This window comes from Ramlibacter monticola (genome assembly GCF_016722785.1).
In the GTDB taxonomy this organism is placed as follows: Bacteria; Pseudomonadota; Gammaproteobacteria; order Burkholderiales; family Burkholderiaceae_C; genus Ramlibacter; species Ramlibacter monticola.
This window is the reverse complement of the sequence record NZ_JAEQNE010000001.1, coordinates 704,405-721,955: the sequence shown is the minus strand read 5'-3', so window position 1 is coordinate 721,955 and position 17,551 is coordinate 704,405. Positions and strand designations below refer to the sequence as shown.

Annotated in this window: 19 protein-coding genes; 12 read left to right on the top strand and 7 right to left on the bottom strand. The window is 67.2% G+C overall.

Annotation, left to right across the window (positions count from 1 at the left end):
• Nucleotides 1–60 precede the first annotated feature (60 nt).
• From JJ685_RS03300 to JJ685_RS03290, 3 genes are all read left to right on the top strand, one after another.
• Nucleotides 61–618 carry a cyclin-dependent kinase inhibitor 3 family protein gene (locus tag JJ685_RS03300; protein WP_201672734.1) on the top strand — a complete coding sequence of 186 codons (558 nt, stop codon included), beginning with the start codon at nt 61–63 and terminating at the stop codon, nt 616–618.
• Entirely contained in the window at nt 615–1,616 is a 1,002-nt protein-coding gene (locus JJ685_RS03295; RefSeq protein WP_201672733.1) for a hypothetical protein, read from the top strand. Before JJ685_RS03300 ends, JJ685_RS03295 begins: the two co-directional genes overlap by 4 nt.
• 463 nt (nt 1,617–2,079) lie before the next feature.
• Nucleotides 2,080–2,499 carry a GFA family protein gene (locus JJ685_RS03290; protein ID WP_201672732.1) on the top strand — a complete coding sequence of 140 codons (420 nt, stop codon included), beginning with the start codon at nt 2,080–2,082 and terminating at the stop codon, nt 2,497–2,499.
• A gap of 38 nt (nt 2,500–2,537) precedes the next feature.
• Here JJ685_RS03290 and JJ685_RS03285 read toward each other — a convergent pair whose 3' ends face one another.
• Nucleotides 2,538–2,708: a hypothetical protein gene (locus JJ685_RS03285; RefSeq protein WP_201672731.1), complete on the bottom strand. Its 171-nt coding sequence runs from the start codon at nt 2,706–2,708 to the stop codon at nt 2,538–2,540.
• Nucleotides 2,709–2,926: 218 nt separating this feature from the next.
• Between JJ685_RS03285 and JJ685_RS03280 the strand changes: the two genes are divergently transcribed.
• Nucleotides 2,927–3,262, top strand: coding sequence for a hypothetical protein (locus JJ685_RS03280; protein ID WP_201672730.1), 336 nt, complete (start codon nt 2,927–2,929; stop codon nt 3,260–3,262).
• A gap of 259 nt (nt 3,263–3,521) precedes the next feature.
• Nucleotides 3,522–3,809, top strand: a complete 288-nt coding sequence (locus JJ685_RS03275) for a hypothetical protein (protein WP_201672729.1) — start codon at nt 3,522–3,524, stop codon at nt 3,807–3,809.
• Here JJ685_RS03275 and JJ685_RS03270 read toward each other — a convergent pair.
• Both JJ685_RS03270 and JJ685_RS03265 read right to left on the bottom strand, forming a co-directional pair.
• Entirely contained in the window at nt 3,778–4,026 is a 249-nt protein-coding gene (locus JJ685_RS03270; RefSeq protein ID WP_201672728.1) for a DUF3144 domain-containing protein, read from the bottom strand. The genes JJ685_RS03275 and JJ685_RS03270 overlap by 32 nt on opposite strands.
• Nucleotides 4,027–4,219: 193 nt before the next feature.
• On the bottom strand, nt 4,220–4,621 hold the full coding sequence (locus JJ685_RS03265; RefSeq protein WP_201672727.1) for a hypothetical protein: 402 nt from the start codon (nt 4,619–4,621) through the stop codon (nt 4,220–4,222).
• Between the two features lie 207 nt (nt 4,622–4,828).
• On the opposite strand from JJ685_RS03265, the gene JJ685_RS03260 reads away from it, so the two are divergent.
• Entirely contained in the window at nt 4,829–5,212 is a 384-nt protein-coding gene (locus JJ685_RS03260; RefSeq protein WP_330901694.1) for a PH domain-containing protein, read from the top strand.
• Between the two features lie 155 nt (nt 5,213–5,367).
• Here JJ685_RS03260 and JJ685_RS03255 read toward each other — a convergent pair whose 3' ends face one another.
• Both JJ685_RS03255 and JJ685_RS03250 read right to left on the bottom strand, forming a co-directional pair.
• Nucleotides 5,368–6,042 carry a hypothetical protein gene (locus tag JJ685_RS03255; protein ID WP_201672726.1) on the bottom strand — a complete coding sequence of 225 codons (675 nt, stop codon included), beginning with the start codon at nt 6,040–6,042 and terminating at the stop codon, nt 5,368–5,370.
• Between the two features lie 179 nt (nt 6,043–6,221).
• Complete coding sequence (locus tag JJ685_RS03250; RefSeq protein ID WP_201672725.1) at nt 6,222–6,527, bottom strand: hypothetical protein; 306 nt, start codon at nt 6,525–6,527, stop codon at nt 6,222–6,224.
• Between the two features lie 415 nt (nt 6,528–6,942).
• On the opposite strand from JJ685_RS03250, the gene JJ685_RS03245 reads away from it, so the two are divergent.
• Nucleotides 6,943–7,749, top strand: a complete 807-nt coding sequence (locus tag JJ685_RS03245; protein WP_201672724.1) for an alpha/beta hydrolase — start codon at nt 6,943–6,945, stop codon at nt 7,747–7,749.
• Between the two features lie 100 nt (nt 7,750–7,849).
• On the opposite strand, the gene JJ685_RS03240 is transcribed toward JJ685_RS03245, so the two are convergent.
• Nucleotides 7,850–8,137, bottom strand: a complete 288-nt coding sequence (locus JJ685_RS03240) for a PepSY domain-containing protein (RefSeq protein WP_201672723.1) — start codon at nt 8,135–8,137, stop codon at nt 7,850–7,852.
• Nucleotides 8,138–8,315: 178 nt separating this feature from the next.
• Here JJ685_RS03240 and JJ685_RS03235 point away from each other — a divergent pair, with 178 nt between their 5' ends.
• From JJ685_RS03235 to JJ685_RS03225, 3 genes are read left to right on the top strand one after another with little or no spacing between them, the layout of a single operon-like run.
• A complete protein-coding gene (locus JJ685_RS03235; protein WP_201672722.1) occupies nt 8,316–8,885 on the top strand; it encodes a DUF2760 domain-containing protein in 570 nt (189 codons plus the stop codon).
• Nucleotides 8,882–10,771, top strand: a complete 1,890-nt coding sequence (locus tag JJ685_RS03230; RefSeq protein ID WP_408015447.1) for an Hsp70 family protein — start codon at nt 8,882–8,884, stop codon at nt 10,769–10,771. The genes JJ685_RS03235 and JJ685_RS03230 overlap by 4 nt, the downstream gene beginning before the upstream one ends.
• Nucleotides 10,772–10,797: 26 nt before the next feature.
• Nucleotides 10,798–13,542 carry an Hsp70 family protein gene (locus JJ685_RS03225; protein ID WP_201672720.1) on the top strand — a complete coding sequence of 915 codons (2,745 nt, stop codon included), beginning with the start codon at nt 10,798–10,800 and terminating at the stop codon, nt 13,540–13,542.
• 161 nt (nt 13,543–13,703) lie between these two features.
• Here the strand turns inward: JJ685_RS03225 and JJ685_RS03220 are convergent, their stop codons facing one another.
• On the bottom strand, nt 13,704–14,786 hold the full coding sequence (locus tag JJ685_RS03220; protein ID WP_201672719.1) for a LacI family DNA-binding transcriptional regulator: 1,083 nt from the start codon (nt 14,784–14,786) through the stop codon (nt 13,704–13,706).
• 138 nt (nt 14,787–14,924) lie between these two features.
• Between JJ685_RS03220 and JJ685_RS03215 the strand changes: the two genes are divergently transcribed.
• A complete protein-coding gene (locus JJ685_RS03215; RefSeq protein ID WP_201672718.1) occupies nt 14,925–15,944 on the top strand; it encodes a Bug family tripartite tricarboxylate transporter substrate binding protein in 1,020 nt (339 codons plus the stop codon).
• Complete coding sequence (locus JJ685_RS03210; protein WP_201672717.1) at nt 15,941–17,530, top strand: AMP-binding protein; 1,590 nt, start codon at nt 15,941–15,943, stop codon at nt 17,528–17,530. The genes JJ685_RS03215 and JJ685_RS03210 overlap by 4 nt, the downstream gene beginning before the upstream one ends.
• Nucleotides 17,531–17,551 lie beyond the last annotated feature (21 nt).

The window sequence follows — 17,551 nt, the reverse complement described above, 5'->3', positions numbered from 1 at the left end:
CAGTCCGAACCAACGCATGCACTACGATAGTGACTCCAACCGTGTTCTGAAAAGGTCCGCGTGCAGGTCAGATCGAGCACCACCCATCCGCTGCAGATCGCCGAACTGTCGACGCCGGGCGGCGGCGGCATCGGCATCACGTTCTGCCCGGGGAAGTGCGGCCCCAGCCTGTTCGGCCACGTCTGGCAGCGCGACCTGGAGGCCGACCTCGACACCATCGAGCGTTGGGGCGCACGGGTCGTCCTGACACTGATCGAGGCCTTCGAGTTGGAGGCCCTGGAGGTCGCGCCGCTAGGCGAGAGGGTGCAAAGGCGTGGGATGCGGTGGCTGCATCTCCCGATCGTGGACGTCAACGTTCCGTCCGTCGCTTTCGAGAAGCAGTGGCACGCGGAGCTTCCCGAACTGCTCGCCACGATAGCCCAGGGAGGCAAGGTCCTCGTCCACTGCAAAGGCGGCCTGGGCCGCGCGGGCATGGTGGCGGCCTTCCTGCTGATCGAGCTCGGCGAACGCGCCGATGTGGCGATCCGCAGGGTGCGCGAGGTACGCCCCGGCGCCATCGAGACGCCGGCACAGGAGACCTACGTGAGGCGGTACCAGCCGCGCGGGACGAGTCGGTGAACTGGTTCGAAGCGATCACCGGCTTCCCGGAGACCTCGTATGCGCAGACGCAGCGGCGCCTGCGCGTGGTGCTGGGCCAGTTGACCTCCGAGGCCAGCAGCAGGACGTTTGCCGTGGGCTCACTGGAAACACCCAGCCTCGGCGAACTGCGGGCGCGCACGGCCCACCTGGCGCAGTCGGGCCGCTCCAGCGTTGGAATCGAGCAAGGCGATGTCCGCAAGCTGCACGCCGATCCGGCCAATGCCGGCGCGCTGTTCCAGGTGGCCTCCCAGTTCAACCTGCTGGAGATGGTCCACCCGGACGTGGCGCCCGAAGACGGTGTCGCACGCTATGAACTGGATCACACCCAGGGACCTGCGTGCGCGATCGCGGCCGGGGCGGCCACCATCTTCCGGAACTACCTGGTCCGCTTTCCGGACGGCACGATAGGGCAGACGCGCGAGCGCCAGATCGACTGCCTGGGCGATCTCGGCCAGGCGCTCGGCAACGAGGACGCTCGCCTCTGGCGGATGAAAAACGGCTATGCCCTGTTCACCCGGGAGGGACTGTCCAGCATCGATCGGCATCTGGCCGCTGCCGACGATGACACGATCGACCAGCTGCGCTGCCTCCTGCGCATCGGGCTGCACTGGGGCGTGGGGCTGACGGACGTGGAGCCCGGTCCGACGGTGTCGCAGGCCTTCTGCTCGGCCCTGCCGGTCAGCTACAACCGCATCGCGGTCCCGGAGCTGTGGAGTCGCTTCGCCACGCTGGTCCTCGAAGCCGCCTACGAAGCCACCTTGCGGGCCGGCTGGCTCAGTGCAGCGCGTGGGGGGAGCAACCGGGTGTTCCTCACACGGCTCGGTGGCGGAGCATTCGGAAATGACATCGGCTGGATCGACGCTGCGATCTGGCGTGCACTGGAACAGGCGGCCGGGTGGGGGCTGGGCATCCGGCTGGTCAGCTACGGGCCTCCGGACGAGGATTTGCGGCAACTGGCACGCGTGCTCGTGCCGTGACTTGGACCCGGTGATCGGCTCTGGCGACGTCCACTCGGGGCTTCGACCTCGGCAATTGATCAAACCTGCTCAGCAATTGTGCATCCGGTTTCCCCCCGCTTTGGGGGGTGGGCACCGAATGGGCCGCGCATACGATGCGTCCCACAGAGGCTCGCCGCCCGGTGGACCCTGACATTACCTGGTAGCCGAAGGATTGGCCTTCGGCGCCCCGAATGGGTTCATGCCCCGGAGTACGCGAATTGCAAACCATCATGGAACTTCTGAGTCATCCTACGGCCGTACTGGGGATCATCGTAGGCTTCGTCGGGCTCTTCGCAGCTTGTTATCGCCGCCATGGGCACAAGTACGTCGCCACGGCGGGCGGCACCACCGTAACCGGACCCTGAGGCGCCTCCCGGGGCAGTGAACGTGCGGCCGGCCAGGAGCAGACATCGCGCCTGATTCCGCTCCGATAATCAGCGACATGAATCCACGCTTCTCCGGCAGGTGCGCCTGCGGCTCGGTCAGCTACACGTGCGCGAGTGAGCCCGTTGCGATGTTGAACTGCCATTGCAGCGATTGCCAGCGTGCGAGCGGGGCTCCTTTTGCCTCCGGCATCGTCGTCAAGATGGCGGATCTCGAGATCTCCGGCAGTCCGAAGGCCTACGCAACCCGTGCGAGCAGCGGGAAGATGACGACTCGCGGATTCTGCGGGGACTGCGGCACGCCCCTGTTCACGCAAAGCGAAGTTAACGCGCAGTTCACGTCGATCCGATTCCCTACGCTGGATGATGCTTCCGCGTTCGCGCCGATGCTGGACATCTGGACGTCGAGTGCGCAACCATGGGTGTGTCTCGACGAGAAGCTTCCCCGCTTCGCGGAGTCGCCGCAGGCGGCGGGGTGATTCCCGAGACCTGTTGAGGCGGCTGGCCAGGTTGTCGTTCAGCCGCCGTGGAACCCCTCGAGTATGTCCTTCTCCGGCTTCTCCGGTTGGATCGTCGACTCGTTCGTGCGCGCAGGCGAATCGAGCTGGCGGCTTTCCTCCGCCGATCTCTCCAGCTTGGCTTTCACCTCGTCGGGCGGCGTCGGATCGGCGTTGTTCAGGTCGGGCATGGGCATCTCACGTGATTCGTCCTATCGTAGTTGCGGCCCGGTCGCAGCGCTGTAGGTGATCACCTCCGCCTTGCCGCGTCTGCGTGGGGTCGATCACTGCCGTCGCGCTTGGCTCTTGCCCCTGAAGCAGAGGTCACGGGAGGGCAGAGTAGTTCGGCCAGGAGCGGACCTGCAATGCGTGCGCCGCTCCGCAGGCCGGCAGCGCCCGCGCTCGTAAAATGCGCGCCCTGAGAAGTACGCCGCGAGACATTCCTATTCCATTCATCCTTTCCCACCAGCTGCTGGACGAGATCCTGCAGAACCATCGGATCAAGTCCAACGACCTCGCCGGCATCGACAAGCTGTTCGGCGGGGCAGACGGGTACTACTGGTACCACACGCTCAGGCACATGTGCCCCAAGAAGGATGTGATCGTCTGGCGCAACGAGGAAGCGATGCGTGCAGCGGTGCAGAACCAGGAGAACGAATCGGCCGCTGAAGACGAGGTGAAGCCGCAAGTCCTCAGGGACGCGCACCTGGCTGCCATGGCCCGGCTTCTGGCGGTGCGCGGCTGACGTCGCGCCCTCGCAAGGAAGGCACTCCCGTCTTGCGCGACGCGGCGTGACGCGTGAGTAGTGCAGGGTCCGCTCCCGGCCACAGCGGGCACTGGCGAGCGTCACCTGAGCGCTCGGAAGCGGTTGGGCATGCGCTAGATGCCGGGTCAGGGCAGCCCGAAGACCTCAAGTCGAGCGGGATCGAAATGAACCAATCGGGCAGGCCCAGGGGCGCCTGGTCGAGCCTGCATACCGGGGCACCGGATTGGGAGCGAGGATCATGCGTGACGTGACGGCGCATCCGGTGCTGGCGCGAGTGGGCAGCATCGAACTCTACTGCCGGCCGGATCTGAATGGCTTCTACAGCGCATTCGACTTCGTCAAGGTGGCCAGCGGTGGGGAGCCGGCCTCAATACCGGCCTTGCCGACGGCAGCTTTGTCCTCCTCAGGCTTCAACATCGGTAGCGGCCGGAAGGTTGGGGACACCTACCTGCTGCGGCCGCTGGCGCGCTTCCTCGTCGACGCCGAAGAAGCGTTTAGCCGATCGGGCGTTGGTTCAGGTGCTTGAGCAGGTCTGCGCGAAATGCGCTCACCACAACCTCCACTTGTGCGTCGCGCGAACGAGCTTGGCCCTCTTCTTCGGCCAGCAAGGTGACGAATGCCGAATATCGCGCCGCAGCGTACAGGAACCCTCCGGCCACCATGTGGACCGGGTTCCCCTCCGCCGCCAATCGGTTCGCCAAATCGATGAATGGATTGGCGAGATCTTTCACGCTTTCAGACATGAGTGCCCCAAAGGAAGATGTGACATTCGCGGCATGCTACCCGCCTCACGGAATCTCTGTTCGCTGAGATGGTCCTGGGCCATGTGCGAGCTCGCGAGCAGTGGTTCTCAATGGCGCCTCCTGCGTGGGCTGGTTAGGGGCCATAGCTGTCGTGCTCCTTGAGGAGTGCCCTCTGCAGCACCGGCGGCGTTGGCTATCCTGAAATCCTCGCCCATATCGCCCGAAGTCGTCGGGCGCGGTCTTCAAAGAGGTAAGAGCCGGCCAGCGTGAGCAGACCCGAGACCACACCCGTCACGATGGCCTCGGCAAAAGGGATGTCGTAATGATTTGCGTGCGAGTAGGCGTCGCCCAACATCGTCAGGCAGCCGACCACCAGTGAATTGCCATATCGGTTCGCGTAGAGCTTGGCCGCCGGTGTGAACGTCAGGAGCACGGCCAAGATTCCAGTGGCCAGACCGGTCTGCAGTGCAATTGTCCAGTGGGCAAGACTCAGGAGATTGCCCCAGCTACCCGGCATGCACGTCATGCACGCGCTGGTCGGCTGCCAGAAGCGCTGGACAAACAGCCTGACGCGGCGCTTCCAATCGCTTGACATCATTGCCCCCTTGAGATGCTCGCAGAATACCGCGGGCCGCTAAGACTGCTGCCCGATTCGTTCTAAACCCTGTTCGCTCTTGCGATGGTGCACGGGCGTGAGCCCCCGGCCGCTTGGGGTCGAGAGCGGGTATGGCTCTCCCGCGAAGTGGCGCGAAGGCGCGAAGGAAGGTAGACGTACGGTATAACCGCATCTCACCAACAGGAGGTGAGATGGGGCTTCTCGATGGGATGCTGGGGAACGCGTCCAGGGTGGACGCAGCCAAGATTCAGCACGGAATTCGCGCAGATCCTGGCGCCTGGTGAGTCCGTCCAGCACGCGTATCAGCTGATCAGGGATTACTTTGTCTTCACCGACAAGCGCTTTGTCTTGGTGGACAAGCAAGGACTCACGGGAAGCAAGGTGGAGTACCACTCCATCCCGTACAAGAGCATCACCCATTTCAGTGTCGAGACTGCGGGGACCTTCGACCTGGACGCGGAACTGAAGATCTGGATTTCTGGGTCGCCGAACCCGATTCAGAAACAGTTCAACAAGCGTCTGAGCATCTACGAGGTACAGGCCGTGCTTGCCAGCTACGTGTTGCGATAAACGCTCGAGGACCGTTCCCGGCCAACTCCAGCCGACTCGGGCTGTCGCTGGTTCACATTTTCGTATCTGGCAACGACGCGCGCCTCGAACGGGGGCCAACGCGCGCACGTGGGTGCGCTTGATCGGTTCACTCGGTTCACTCGTGTCCAAGAGAATCAACGGGAGAAGACCCAGTTGGCGCCCAGGGTCCACCAGCGGGGTCCGTCGCCGCGCAGGCTGCGCGCGTGACTGAGGTCGATGTTCACGCTCGAGTTCAGCTGCCAGCGGCCCCCAAGACGCCAGAACTGGCCGTTGTTTTCAAGGAAGCGCTCGGCAACGAAGGACCAGGCGGGCGTGGGGGCCCATTCCACCGCGGCGCCGCCCCGATCCTTGTCCGCAGACCCGTTCAGGAAATCGCGGCCCACGTTGACGTGCACCATCCACTGCTCGTGCGGCTGCCAGGTCAGTGGAACGACCACGGTGCCGCCGGCGAAGCCAGGTGCCCGGTCCTGCCAAGTCGCGCCGAGCACCAGGCCGACGCTGAGCGAGTCCGTGAGCGGACGGGACCATTTGGCCTGCACGCCCGTAGCCGAGACGTCATTCTCAGCGCGGGCGCGGGTCCGGTCCAGGTTGAGACCGAGTTCGACGCGGCCGAGGCGGCAGGCGGAACCGACGTGCGCCAGGCCGCGGTCGTTGGCGGCGTGCCGGTCCACCCAGGTCTCCACCTGGCATTGTCCCGGATCCAGGATGGCGGCATCGTCGATCGCGTGGTGGCCACCGGCGGCGTGCGCGAGGCCGCTGGCGGCCTGCGCGGCTGCGGCCCATACGGGCCTGAACCGGGGCATTTTCATGGGGCGGCCTGGGACTGCGGGTGCGCGGCGCCTTCATCCTTGGGAACGAACACCATGCCGGTCTTCGCGTTGAAGTCCGTCAGGCCTGCGTACCGACCCCCAGCGATCGTGGTCGGCCATGGCGCTTTCGACTCGTCGTGGCAAGCTGCCGCGCCTGGATCTCTCGAGAGGACAACGATTTACTGGATGTCAAGCCTGACGTCCAAGTGAGCGCCGATGACGCGCGTCAGAACCGTTTTCGACTCCATGTCCATGGCGCCAAACTTCGCGTAGCGGCTCATGAAGTCGTGCATCTCCTGTCGGATGCGGCCCGCTTGCTCCAGGCGGTCGTGCTTGCTGCCGCTGGCACGGACACCCTGCACGCTGTGCAGCTTCTTCTGCAACTCTTGACCGATGGCGAGGGCGGCTTCGTCTACGCCGACCTTGCGGCGGTAGAGGTCCCAGCCATAGGGATCGATGGGGACTTCGAGGTCGCTGGCGAGCATCCGTTGACCTTCCGTGGCTTTTTCGTGTGAATAGAGTTTAGCCGCTGCGCGGCCGTGCAGGACCGGGCGGATTGTGCCTTGCGTCGGCAGCTTGTCTGGTAGGGATTTGGGAAGATCGTGCCCAGCGGCGGTGTGCGCACAGGTTTTCTCATGGTCCGGCGATCGTCCTCAGTCCCCTCGTTGCCCGCTCACTGGGGGCCGTGACGCGCGCACAGCAATTCGACGGCAGAAGCCGCGACTGAGCAGGCGCCGCGTCGGCTGCAGGCAGCCCGACGGTCAACGGGGTACAGTTGATCATGGTCACCGTTGCCCAGCGCGTTGGCACTATTCCTTCTGCCCTCGGGGCGAAAGCCGGCTCGTCCTGATGGCCCCCGCTCCACCTGGATCATTGCGCCGCGGAGGCACGGGCTACGCAATGCTGTCCGGCGCCATTGTGGGGGTCGCCGCCGCCCTCTACGCCGGCGCGATCGGCTGGCTGTACTTCCGGCAGGAGCGGCTGCTGTTCGAACCCGCAAAGCTGTCGCCCGACGTGCCGATCAGCAGTGACGCGGATGCGCACGAATTCTTCGTCGACGTGCCTGGCGCCCGGCTCTCCGCGGTCCAAATGCGCTTGCCCAACCCGCGCGGGGTGTTCTTCTTCCTGCATGGCAACTCCGGCAACCTGAAGAAGTGGTTCGTGGACCTGGACGTATTTCGTGGAGCCAACTTCGATGTCGTGATGTTCGACTACCGGGGTTTTGGCAAGAGCACCGGGGAGATCGTGAGCGAGGAGCAGCTGCACTGCGACGTCGAGACGGTGTGGAAGCACGTGGCGCCGATGTATGAGGGCAAGCGCGTGGTGATCTCCGGCCAGTCGCTAGGCACCGGACTGGCCGCCGGCCTTTCGGCAAGGCTGTGTGCCGACGGCCGCCCGCCGGACCTGACGCTTCTGGTTTCGCCCTACAGCAGCATGAAGGCCTTGTCTGCGGAGCTCTATCCGTGGGTTCCCGCCAGGGTGCTGCGGTACCCGTTCCACACGCTCGATTGCGCAGCGAAGCTTCTGGGCCCCGTACTGTTGATCCACGGGGAAAAAGACAAGCTGATCCCGATCCACCATGCCGAGAAGCTGTTCGAGGTGCTGCCGTCAGCGCAGCTGGTGCGGGTAACCGGGGCCGGGCATAGCGACGTGCACCAATTTCCGTCGGTTCGGCAAGCGTTGGTGGCGGCCCTGGACGAGCTCTGAGCAACTGTGTTTCCTGTCAAGCGACGTCCTTGCGTGCGATCACGAGGCCCAGATGGGCCGCGGGTCTGGCCGGTGACTCGTGGATGAAGTCCCGGCCGTTCTACCGCGGGCGCCCGGTTTCCGCGTCGATGACGACGAGGCGAACTTCGCCGCCGGTGGTGAGCACTTGGATGCGCCACACGACGCTGTTGTCCAGGTGCAAGCCGCGCTCCACTGACAGCACTCGGCCCGGAGCGGTGCGCTGCGCAAGAGAAGCCGCTTCGGCCCGGTCGACCGCCGCCCAGGCAGCGGGCAGCAGGAAGGACAGCCCGAGGAGGAGGGCGACGCTGGAGACAATGCGAGGCATGAGGGCTCTTTCGGCGATGTTGCGTTCAGGATAGAGCGCCAAGCCTGAACGATCGAGGAACGGGACGCCGCGTTCACGAAAGGAGCAGCACCGTGCGATTCCCACGCAGTCGAGCCATCCCCCCGGAGCGGTGACTCCAGTGGCATGATCGGCGCGGCAAGTGCCCCGCACGGCCGAGCCACTCGCCGGCGCCATTTGCGCGTCCGGTATGGAGCACCTCATGGCCACGTCCAATGACACGCCTTCTTCCAGGCAGCCGCCCTCGCTGCTTGCGCGGATCGGCCTCGCGGTTCGATCGTTCTTCGCCGTGCTCGGCGACCCCGAGAGCGCGGCGCGCTTTCTCGACGCGAGCGCTGGCGCCATGCCGGCCCCGGCCGCCCCGGCAGCCGCCGAGCCGGCTTTCAAGCAAGCCAGCCCGGACGCCGCCTTGCAACTGCTGTCCCTGTTGCAGCGGGACGCGCGCCTGATCGACTTTGCCGGGGAGAACCTTGCCGACTACAGCGACAGCCAGGTCGGCGCTGCAGCGCGCCTGGTGCACGAGGGCTGCGCCAAGGTCCTGCGCGAGCATTTCCGGATCGTGCCAGTGCGGGACGAGGCCGAGGGCAGCCGCGTTTCGCTGCCGGCGGGATTCGACGCCGCGGCCGTGCGCCTGACCGGCAATGTGGTCGGCCAGCCGCCGTTCCACGGCAGCCTGCGCCATCGCGGCTGGCGTGTGGCCGAGGTTCGGCTGCCCCAACTCGCCGAAGGGCATGACACCCGCGTGCTCGCCGCTGCCGAGGTGGAACTGTGAGTGTGGCGCCCCAGCAAGGCACCGGGCCGGGTCCACGCTATTGCATCGGCATCGACCTCGGCACCACCCACAGCGCGCTGTCATTCATCGACATTGGCGCCAGCGACGGCGAGGTCACCGTGCACGGGGTGCTGCCCGTCCCGCAACTCACCGCCCCGGGCACGGTCGAAGAGCAGCCCTTGCTGCCATCGTTCCTCTATCTTCCGCATGCGGACGAGTTCCCTCCGGGTGAACTCACCTTGCCATGGCAGGCCGGGTCCAGCGGCGTGGTCGGCGAGCTGGCACGCAGCCGTGGCGCGACGACGCCGATCCGGCTGGTGTCGAGCGCGAAGAGCTGGCTTTCCCATCCCGGCGTCGACCGGCGGGGCGCCATCCTGCCGCAGGACGCCCCGCCCGAACTGGAGCGGATTTCGCCGCTGGACGCGTCCCGCCGCTATCTCGAACACCTGCGCGCCGCCTGGGACCAGGCGCACCCCGAGGCGCCGTTCGCCGAGCAGGACGTGACGGTGACGATACCGGCCTCCTTCGACCCGGCCGCGCGCGAGCTCACGCTGGAAGCGGCCACGGCCGCGGGCTATCCTGCGCCGACGCTGCTCGAGGAGCCGCAGGCCGCGCTCTACAGCTGGATCCAGTCGGCACGGGGCGAGTGGCGGCAACAAGCGCGGCCCGGCGACGTCATCCTCGTGGTCGACGTGGGCGGCGGCACCAGCGACTTTTCCCTCATCGCGGTGCTCGAGCGCGACGGCAGCCTGGAGCTGCACCGGGTCGCTGTCGGGGAGCACATCCTGCTCGGCGGCGACAACATGGACCTGGCGCTCGCGCACGTGGTCGCGCGCAAGCTCGCCGCCGCCGGCACGACACTCGATGCATGGCAGTTGCGTGCCCTGACCCATGCATGTCGTGGCGCCAAGGAAAAGCTTCTGGCCGATCCCGACGCGCCCGCCCTGCCCATCGTCGTGCCCAGCCGCGGCAGCAAGCTGATCGGCGGCTCGATCCGAACCGAGCTCACGCGAGAGGAGGTCGCCGCCACCATCCTCGAAGGCTTCTTTCCGGCCGTCGAAGCCTCCGCTCGCCCCGTGGCCCGGGTGCGCGCGGCCCTGGCGCAACTGGGCCTGCCTTATGCCCAGGATGCTGCAGTGACGCGCCACCTGGCCGCCTTCCTCGGCCGCCAGGTGGCTGCGGTGGCCGAGCTGGAAGGATTTGCGGCTCGCCGCGCGCCCGGCGTCAGCTTCATCCATCCGACCGCACTGCTGTTCAACGGCGGCGTGTTCAAGTCGCAACTGCTGGCCGACCGCGTTGCCGGCACCCTCGACCAATGGCTGCGCGCCGAAGGCAGCGAGCCGGTGCGTCCGTTGGCCGGGGCCGACCTGGATCTCGCCGTCGCGCGTGGGGCGGCGTATTACGGCTACGTGCGGCGCGGCCGCGGCGTGCGCATTCGCGGCGGCACGGCGTTCGCGTATTACGTCGGCGTGGAGTCGTCGATGCCCGCCGTGCCCGGGGTCGAGCCGCCGCTGCAGGCGCTGTGCATTGCCCCATTCGGGATGGAGGAGGGCACCGAAGCCGCGCTGCCGTCGCTCGAGGTCGGCGTCGTCGTCGGCGAGCCGGTGCGGTTCCGCTTCTTCGCGTCGTCGGTGCGGCGCCACGACGTCGTCGGCACGGTGCTGGATGCCTGGGCACCCGAGGAGTTGCGGGAGATCGACGCCATCTCGGCCACGCTGGCACCGCTGGGCCGCACACCGGGCGAGATGGTGCCCGTGCGCCTGCATGCCCGTGTCACCGGGGCCGGGACGCTGGAGCTCGAAGCCGTGCCACGCAGCGGCGACGAACGCTGGAAGGTCGAGTTCGACGTGCGTGGCGAGCCACGCGAAGGCGGCGAGGGCGCCTGACGCCGACGCCGGAGACGAGCGTCACGGTGGCGCCTTACATCGTCGGCATCGACCTCGGCACCACGCACACGGTCGTTGCCTGTGCGCCGTCGAAGGCTGTCGCGGACGACGCCATCGAGCTGTTCGGGATCGAACAGCTTGTCGGGCTGGGCGAGGTCGCGCCGCGTCCGCTCCTGCCTTCGGCGCTGTACCAGCCCGCCGCGGGCGAGATTCCCGAAGGCGACCTGGTGCTGCCTTGGGGGCGCAGCCCTGACGGGGCGGTGGTCGGCAGCCTGGCACGCGAACTCGGCGCGCAAGTGCCCGGTCGCCTGGTCACGAGCGCGAAGAGCTGGCTGTCGCACGCGGCTGTCGATCGGCTGGCGCCCATCCTTCCATGGGGCGCTTCGAACGACGTAGCCAGGATCTCGCCGGTGACGGCCAGCGCGCGCGTCCTGGCGCATGTGCGCGCAGCGTGGAACCACCGCAGGCCCGGTGCCCCGCTCGAGGAGCAGGAGCTCGTGCTGACGGTGCCCGCTTCGTTCGACGACGTCGCACGCGCGCTGACGCTGGAGGCGGCACGAGGGGCCGGCCTGCCTACGCTGCGGCTGCTCGAGGAGCCGCAGGCCGCGCTCTACGACTGGCTGTTCCGTCATCGTCGCGAGCTGTCGGCCGAACTGGCAGACACGCGCCTCGTGCTGGTGTGCGACGTGGGCGGCGGAACCACGGACCTGAGTCTCGTCGGAGTGGAGATGCGAGGCGGCCAGCCGCGGCTCGAACGCGTCGCGGTCGGCCGCCACCTCATGCTCGGTGGCGACAACATGGACCTCGCGCTCGCGCACTGTGCCGAGGGCAAGCTCGCGGCCGCCGCGGGCGGGCAGCGCCTGGCGCCCGGCGCGCTCTCGCAGCTGATCGAGCGTTGCCGCGCCGCGAAGGAGCGGCTGCTGGAGCGCGACGCGGTCGATAGCGTCGCGGTGACGCTGCTCGGCGCGGGCTCGCGATTGATCGGAGGCGCCCGCTCGGTCGATCTGGGGCGCGACGAAGTCGAGCGCATCGTCATCGACGGGTTCTTCCCGCGGGTGGCCGCGGACGAACTGCCCCGCCGCGAACGCGTGGGAAGCGGCCTGGTGACGTTCGGCTTGCCCTACGCGAGCGACCCGGCGGTGACGCGGCACCTCTCTGCGTTCCTTCGGCAGCACCGGGGCTCGGCCTGGCCCGATGCGGTGCTGCTCAATGGCGGCGTGTTCCGCGCCCATGCCATTGCGAGCCGCCTGCACGAGACCCTGGCGGGATGGCGCGGCGCTGCGTTGAAGCCGCTGCACAACGCCGACCCGGACATCGCGGTGGCGCGCGGTGCCGTCGCCTACGCGCTGGCACGTCGCGGGCTGGCGCCGAAGATCGCCGCGGGCGCGGCCCGCAACTATTTCCTTCGCGTCCGGGATGCCAGCGGCGACACGCCGCGCGGCGTATGTGTGCTGCCCCGCGGCAGCGAAGAGGGGCACGAGGTGTTGCTCGAAGGCCGCAGCTTTGCGCTGAAGAGCGGCGAGCCGGTGCGCTTCGATCTCGTGGCGACGACATCCGGCACGGTGGCCGCCGGTGCGCAGGTGGACCTGGCTGACCTGGACGCTCAGCCGCTGCCCCCGTTGGCTACCGTGCTGCGTTCCTCTCGCGGAACAGGCCTGCAGGAGATCGCCGTTCACCTGGCGTCGACCCTGACCGAGGTGGGAACCCTCTCCCTGCACTGCATCGCCGACGATGACCCCAGCCAGCGCTGGCGGCTCGAGTTCCAGTTGCGCGGGGAGGGCGCGGCGGCGGTGCCGGCGCAAGCATTGCCACCGCGCTTCGCCGACGCGGTCTCCCTTCTCGATCGCGTGTTCGGGTCCCGCGACCGGCTCACCGACCCCAAGGCGGTGAAGCAATTGCGCGCTCAACTGGATGGCCTGTTCGGACAACGCGAGCAATGGAGCCTGGGGTTGCTGCGAGCGCTGTTCGATGCGCTGCTGCAGCGTGCCCGCGGACGCCGCCGTTCCGCCGATCACGAACGGGTCTGGCTGAGCCTCGCCGGCTGGTGCCTGCGGCCCGGCTTCGGCGACGCGCTGGACGACTGGCGCATCCAGCGCCTGTGGCCGCTTTACGAGCATGGCGTGCAGCATGGCCGCGACCCCCAGGTCTGCGCCGAGTGGTGGACTCTGTGGCGCCGTGTGGCCGGTGGGCTCGACGACGCGGCACAGCAGCGGCTGCTCGAGGACTTCGCGATCAACCTTCGTGGCGACGAGATCGATCCGGCCGAATTGCGGCGCATGCAGCGCCCGGTCAAGGGCGGCTGGGACGACATGGTGCGGATGTGCGCGACGCTGGAACGCATCGCAAGCGAGCACAAGGTCGAGGTCGGCGACTGGCTTGTGGCGCAGTTGCAGCACCGCACGGCGAAAGCTCGGAGCCAGTGGACGCTGTGGAGCATCGGCCGCCTGGGCGCGCGCCTGCCCTTTCATGGCAGCGCACACCGCGTCGTGCCGATCGACGCCGCCGCGGCGTGGTTGAAGGTCCTGCTCGCGCTGGACTGGAAGCAGGCCGAGGGCGCGGCGGCCGCGGCGGCGAATCTCGCGCGCATGAGCGGTGACCGTGTGCGCGACCTGCCTGCCGAACTTCGCGATCAGGTGATCGACCGGCTCGAGGCGTTGCGTGCGCCACCGGCGTGGATTGCGCGTGTGCGCGAGGTCGTGCCGCTGGACGAAGCAGGCCAGCAGGGAGTCTTCGGCGAAGCGCTGCCCTTGGGTTTGAAGTTGATCGACTGAAACGGCCCATCCCCCCGGCCGGGGATCTTCGCTCTACAACACTGTTGCCGCGATGTTGATCGGACAGCGCCAGGACAATGGCATTGAAGAGAAGGCAACGACGCAATGCAGCAGCGTCGCCCGCGGCCGTGAGGACGCGGATCTAGGCCGGTATCCCCCCGTCACTGCGAGTGCTGCTTCGGCGAGCTCGCTCGCCGCATGCGCGTCTCGGGTACCGCGGTCTGCGGCGCCGGTGCGCAGGAGTCGCGCTCGAACAGCGCGTAGGGCACGAGCACCCTGCGCGGCGCGGCGTTGTCCTCGGCGTCCTTTCCGAGGCGGCTGAGCAGCAGCGCTTTGGCGTGCGCGGCGACCGTCGCGACATCCGTGCGCAAGGCAGAAATCGCTGGATCGTGGGTCTGCACGAAGTCGCTGTCGCCAATGCTCACCACGGAGAAGTCCGATGGCACCTTCCGCCCGGTGTGCGCCACCGCGCTCAGTGCACTGACAAGGATATGGGTGCCCTGTGCGATCAGCGCCGTTGGCGGGTGTGGTCCTTCGAGCATGGACAGCAATTCGTCGTAGACCGAACTGGTCGGCGTCGGCTGCCGCAGGATGAGATCGGGACATTCCAGGTTCGCCGCGCGATAGGCCGCCCTGTAGCCCTCGATCCGCTTTCGCACCGGCCGGCTGCCCGCGTTCCACAGCGCCAGGGCAATGCGGGTGTGTCCCAGCTCGAAGAGCCGCCCGCATGCCTGCTTCATCCCCTCGACATGGTCGAACAGCACGGCATCCGCGCGACTGCCAGGAATCTCGCGGTCGTAGAGCAGCACTGGCATCGACATCGCGTTGAGCACCGCGGCGATCTCGGGTGAGCGCTCGTGGCCCGGTGCGCAGATCACCCCGTCCATGCCGCGTTCCTGGAAGGTGCGCAAGCTCTCGAGCTCGCGCTGTTCATCGTTCAGGCCGTGGGCCAGCAGGAGCATGTAGCCGTCGGAGCGAAAGCTCTCTTCCAGTGCACGAAAGGCCCGCGCATACAGCGGGTTGGTGACGTCGGAGAACATGCACCCGATCGTCTTGGTGCTGCGCGATCGCAATGACCGCGCCGCGTGGCTCGGCTGGTAGCGCAAGGCCCTCATGGCGCGTTCGACCTTTTCCCGCACTTCCTGGGTCACGTTGGGAGCGTGATTCAGAACACGCGAGGCACTCCCAACCGACACACCGGCCAGCTTGGCTACGTCTTCAAGCCGAATTGTCTTGTCGTTCATCTTGGGGAAGGGATTGCTTGCGGTCCAACATCGAAAGGCATTTCAGCACATCAGGGCAGCGCGATCGCCGAGCCGACCGACAGGGCAAAAAAAAATCGCGCAATGAAACGATTCATTGACTAGAATCCGAATTCTATGATGAATCGATTCACCGATCCAAAAGAATCCGAGCGTTCCGTTGCCGGCTCGCCGCTGACGCGGCGCTCGCTGCTGGGGGCTGCCCTTGGTGTCGTGCCTGCCTTCGGTTGGGCCGCCGGTGCCTACCCGCAGCGGCCGATCCGCCTGGTGCTGGGCTTTCCGCCCGGCGGGGCTACCGACATCTCCGCGCGGATGATCGCGCAGAAGATGGCGGAGATCCTGCAGCAACCGATCGTCGTGGACAACCGCCCTGGGGCGTCTGGCAACATCGCGGCGAACGCGGTTGCGCACAGCGCGCCCGACGGCTACACACTGTTCTATACGACCAGCACCGTCCACGGAATCAATCCCAACGTGTTCGCCAAGCTGCCGTACGACCCGGTGGCAGACTTCGAGCCGGTGCTCTTTGCGTCGCGCGTGCCCATGATGCTGCTGGTCCGCAACGACCTCGGCGTGGCATCCACGAAGGAGCTGATCCAGCTGGCCAAGGCCAAGCCGGGCAAACTGACCTACGCTTCCGCCGGCCCTGGCAGCACGCAGCACCTGGCTGGGGCGCTCCTGTGCAGCAAGGCCAGGATCGAGGCGCTGCATGTGCCGTATAAGGGGAGCTCGCCGGCATTGACCGACCTCATGGCGGGTCAGGTCGACTTCATGGTCGACACCACGTCGGCCTCCTTGCCCTTCGTGCGCGCCGGCAAGATCCGGGCGCTGGCTATCTCCGGAAAGAGCCGCTCTCCGGTCGTTCCGGAGCTGCCGACCATCGATGCCGATGGCGTGCCCGGCTACAACGTGGCGGCGTGGGGCGGTCTGGTCGTGCCCAAGGGTACCCCGGCGAATATCGTGCGCACGCTCAATTCCGCTGGCAACGAGGCACTGCGTTCCAAGGATGTGATGGCCGGAGCGGCCCAGAACGGCGGCGAACTCAAGGGCGGCACGCCGGAGGAGTTCGGCGCGTTCATTCGCCAGGAGTTGGCGACCTGGAAAGCCGCCGTCGAGGCCGCGGGGGTGCCCAAGCAATGAGCAACCTCGGCATTGCGACGCATGGCGGGGCCGACGTCCACCAGGGCGGCACCATCGGGGACATGATCATCTCCGCCATCGGGCGGTTTCCCGACCGGGTGGCGTTCGTCGATGGGGACCGCTCGCTGACCTACACCCAGCTGGGCGTGCAAATCGGAAAAGCGATGGCGGCGTTCCAGCAGCTCGGCCTCAAGCGCGGCGACGGCGTTATGCAGTTGGCCGGCAACCGGGTGGAGGTCTTCGTGGTGATGGCCGCGGCGTACCTGCTCGGGCTGCGCTCGGTGACCCTGCATTCGATGGGCGGCTACGACGACCACGCGTACATCATCCAGGACGCGGAGCCGCTGGTGTTCATCTCCGAAAAGGAGCATTGGGCGCGGGCCACGGAGCTGCGCGCCGGCTGCAAGGCGGTGCCGCACTGGTTCTCGCACGGCGAGTGCGAAGGGTTCAACGACTTCTGGGCACTGGCGGACTCCCTGCCGCCGCAGCCGCTCGTCTCCCATGCGGGCGCGGCGGACGTCATCCGCCTGGCCTACACCGGCGGCACGACCGGCAAGCCCAAGGGCGTGATGCTGGCCAATCGCTGCGTGTGGATGCAGGCGGTGCTGCTCATGGCCGCGCGCGGCCTGCCTCCAGGCTGCCGCGTGCTGTCGCCCACGCCGATCTCCCACGGCGCCGGCGCCATGATCGTGCCCACCCTGGCCCTCGGGGGCATGTTCGTCCTGCAACGAGGGTTCGATCCGGAGAAGTTCATCGACGCGGTCGAAAAGCATCGGATCGGATCCGCCTTCCTGGTGCCCACGATGATCTACAAGCTGCTGGATCACCCGCGGTGCGCCACGGCGGACTTCTCATCGCTGAAGATGTTGTCCTACGGGGCGTCGCCCATGACGCCTGCGCGCATCCGCGAAGCCATCGCGCGGCTGGGCCCGGTCCTGTTCCAGAGCTACGGCCAGACGGAGTGCCCGAGCAACATCCTGCACCTGACGTCGGAGGACCACTGCCGCACCGACGTTGACACGCTGGCTTCCGCCGGCATGCCCTATCCCGGCGTCACCGTGGCGCTGCTGGACGAGAACGACCAGCCGGTGGGCACCGGCGAAGTCGGCGAGATTTGCGTGCGCAGCCCGCTGGTGATGGACGGCTACTGGAAACAGCCGGAGCAGACGGCGCAGGCGCTGCGCAATGGCTGGCTGCACACGGGCGACATGGCCAGGCGCGATGCGCACGGCTACTACTACCTGGTCGACCGCCGCAAGGACATGATCATCTCGGGCGGCTTCAACGTCTATCCGAAGGAAGTGGAAGACGTCATTGCGCACCATCCCGCGATCGCAGCCGTGGCCGTCATTGGCGTTCCGGATGAGAAGTGGGGCGAGGCGGTCAAGGCGATCGCCGTGAAGCGCAGCGCCGCATCGGTGGATGCCGAAGAACTGCGCGACCTCGTGCGCCGCGCCAAGGGCTCGGTGTGCACGCCCAAGACCGTGGAGTTCGTGGACGCCTTGCCGCTGACGGCATTGGGAAAGCCCGACAAGAAGGCCCTGCGCACGCGCTACTGGGGCGGCCAGGAACGCGCCATTCACTGAAGACAAGAAGAGGTCGAGGAA

What these genes read in the sequence shown, in the direction of transcription:
- JJ685_RS03290 (WP_201672732.1), top strand. Translation starts at nt 2,080, where the DNA reads ATGAATCCACGCTTCTCCGGCAGGTGCGCCTGCGGCTCGGTCAGCTAC.
- JJ685_RS03285 (WP_201672731.1), bottom strand. Translation starts at nt 2,708, where the DNA reads ATGCCCGACCTGAACAACGCCGATCCGACGCCGCCCGACGAGGTGAAA.
- JJ685_RS03280 (WP_201672730.1), top strand. Translation starts at nt 2,927, where the DNA reads ATGCGCGCCCTGAGAAGTACGCCGCGAGACATTCCTATTCCATTCATC.
- JJ685_RS03275 (WP_201672729.1), top strand. Translation starts at nt 3,522, where the DNA reads ATGCGTGACGTGACGGCGCATCCGGTGCTGGCGCGAGTGGGCAGCATC.
- JJ685_RS03270 (WP_201672728.1), bottom strand. Translation starts at nt 4,026, where the DNA reads ATGTCTGAAAGCGTGAAAGATCTCGCCAATCCATTCATCGATTTGGCG.
- JJ685_RS03265 (WP_201672727.1), bottom strand. Translation starts at nt 4,621, where the DNA reads ATGTCAAGCGATTGGAAGCGCCGCGTCAGGCTGTTTGTCCAGCGCTTC.
- JJ685_RS03255 (WP_201672726.1), bottom strand. Translation starts at nt 6,042, where the DNA reads ATGAAAATGCCCCGGTTCAGGCCCGTATGGGCCGCAGCCGCGCAGGCC.
- JJ685_RS03250 (WP_201672725.1), bottom strand. Translation starts at nt 6,527, where the DNA reads ATGCTCGCCAGCGACCTCGAAGTCCCCATCGATCCCTATGGCTGGGAC.
- JJ685_RS03245 (WP_201672724.1), top strand. Translation starts at nt 6,943, where the DNA reads ATGCTGTCCGGCGCCATTGTGGGGGTCGCCGCCGCCCTCTACGCCGGC.
- JJ685_RS03235 (WP_201672722.1), top strand. Translation starts at nt 8,316, where the DNA reads ATGGCCACGTCCAATGACACGCCTTCTTCCAGGCAGCCGCCCTCGCTG.
- JJ685_RS03220 (WP_201672719.1), bottom strand. Translation starts at nt 14,786, where the DNA reads ATGAACGACAAGACAATTCGGCTTGAAGACGTAGCCAAGCTGGCCGGT.
- JJ685_RS03215 (WP_201672718.1), top strand. Translation starts at nt 14,925, where the DNA reads ATGAATCGATTCACCGATCCAAAAGAATCCGAGCGTTCCGTTGCCGGC.
- JJ685_RS03210 (WP_201672717.1), top strand. Translation starts at nt 15,941, where the DNA reads ATGAGCAACCTCGGCATTGCGACGCATGGCGGGGCCGACGTCCACCAG.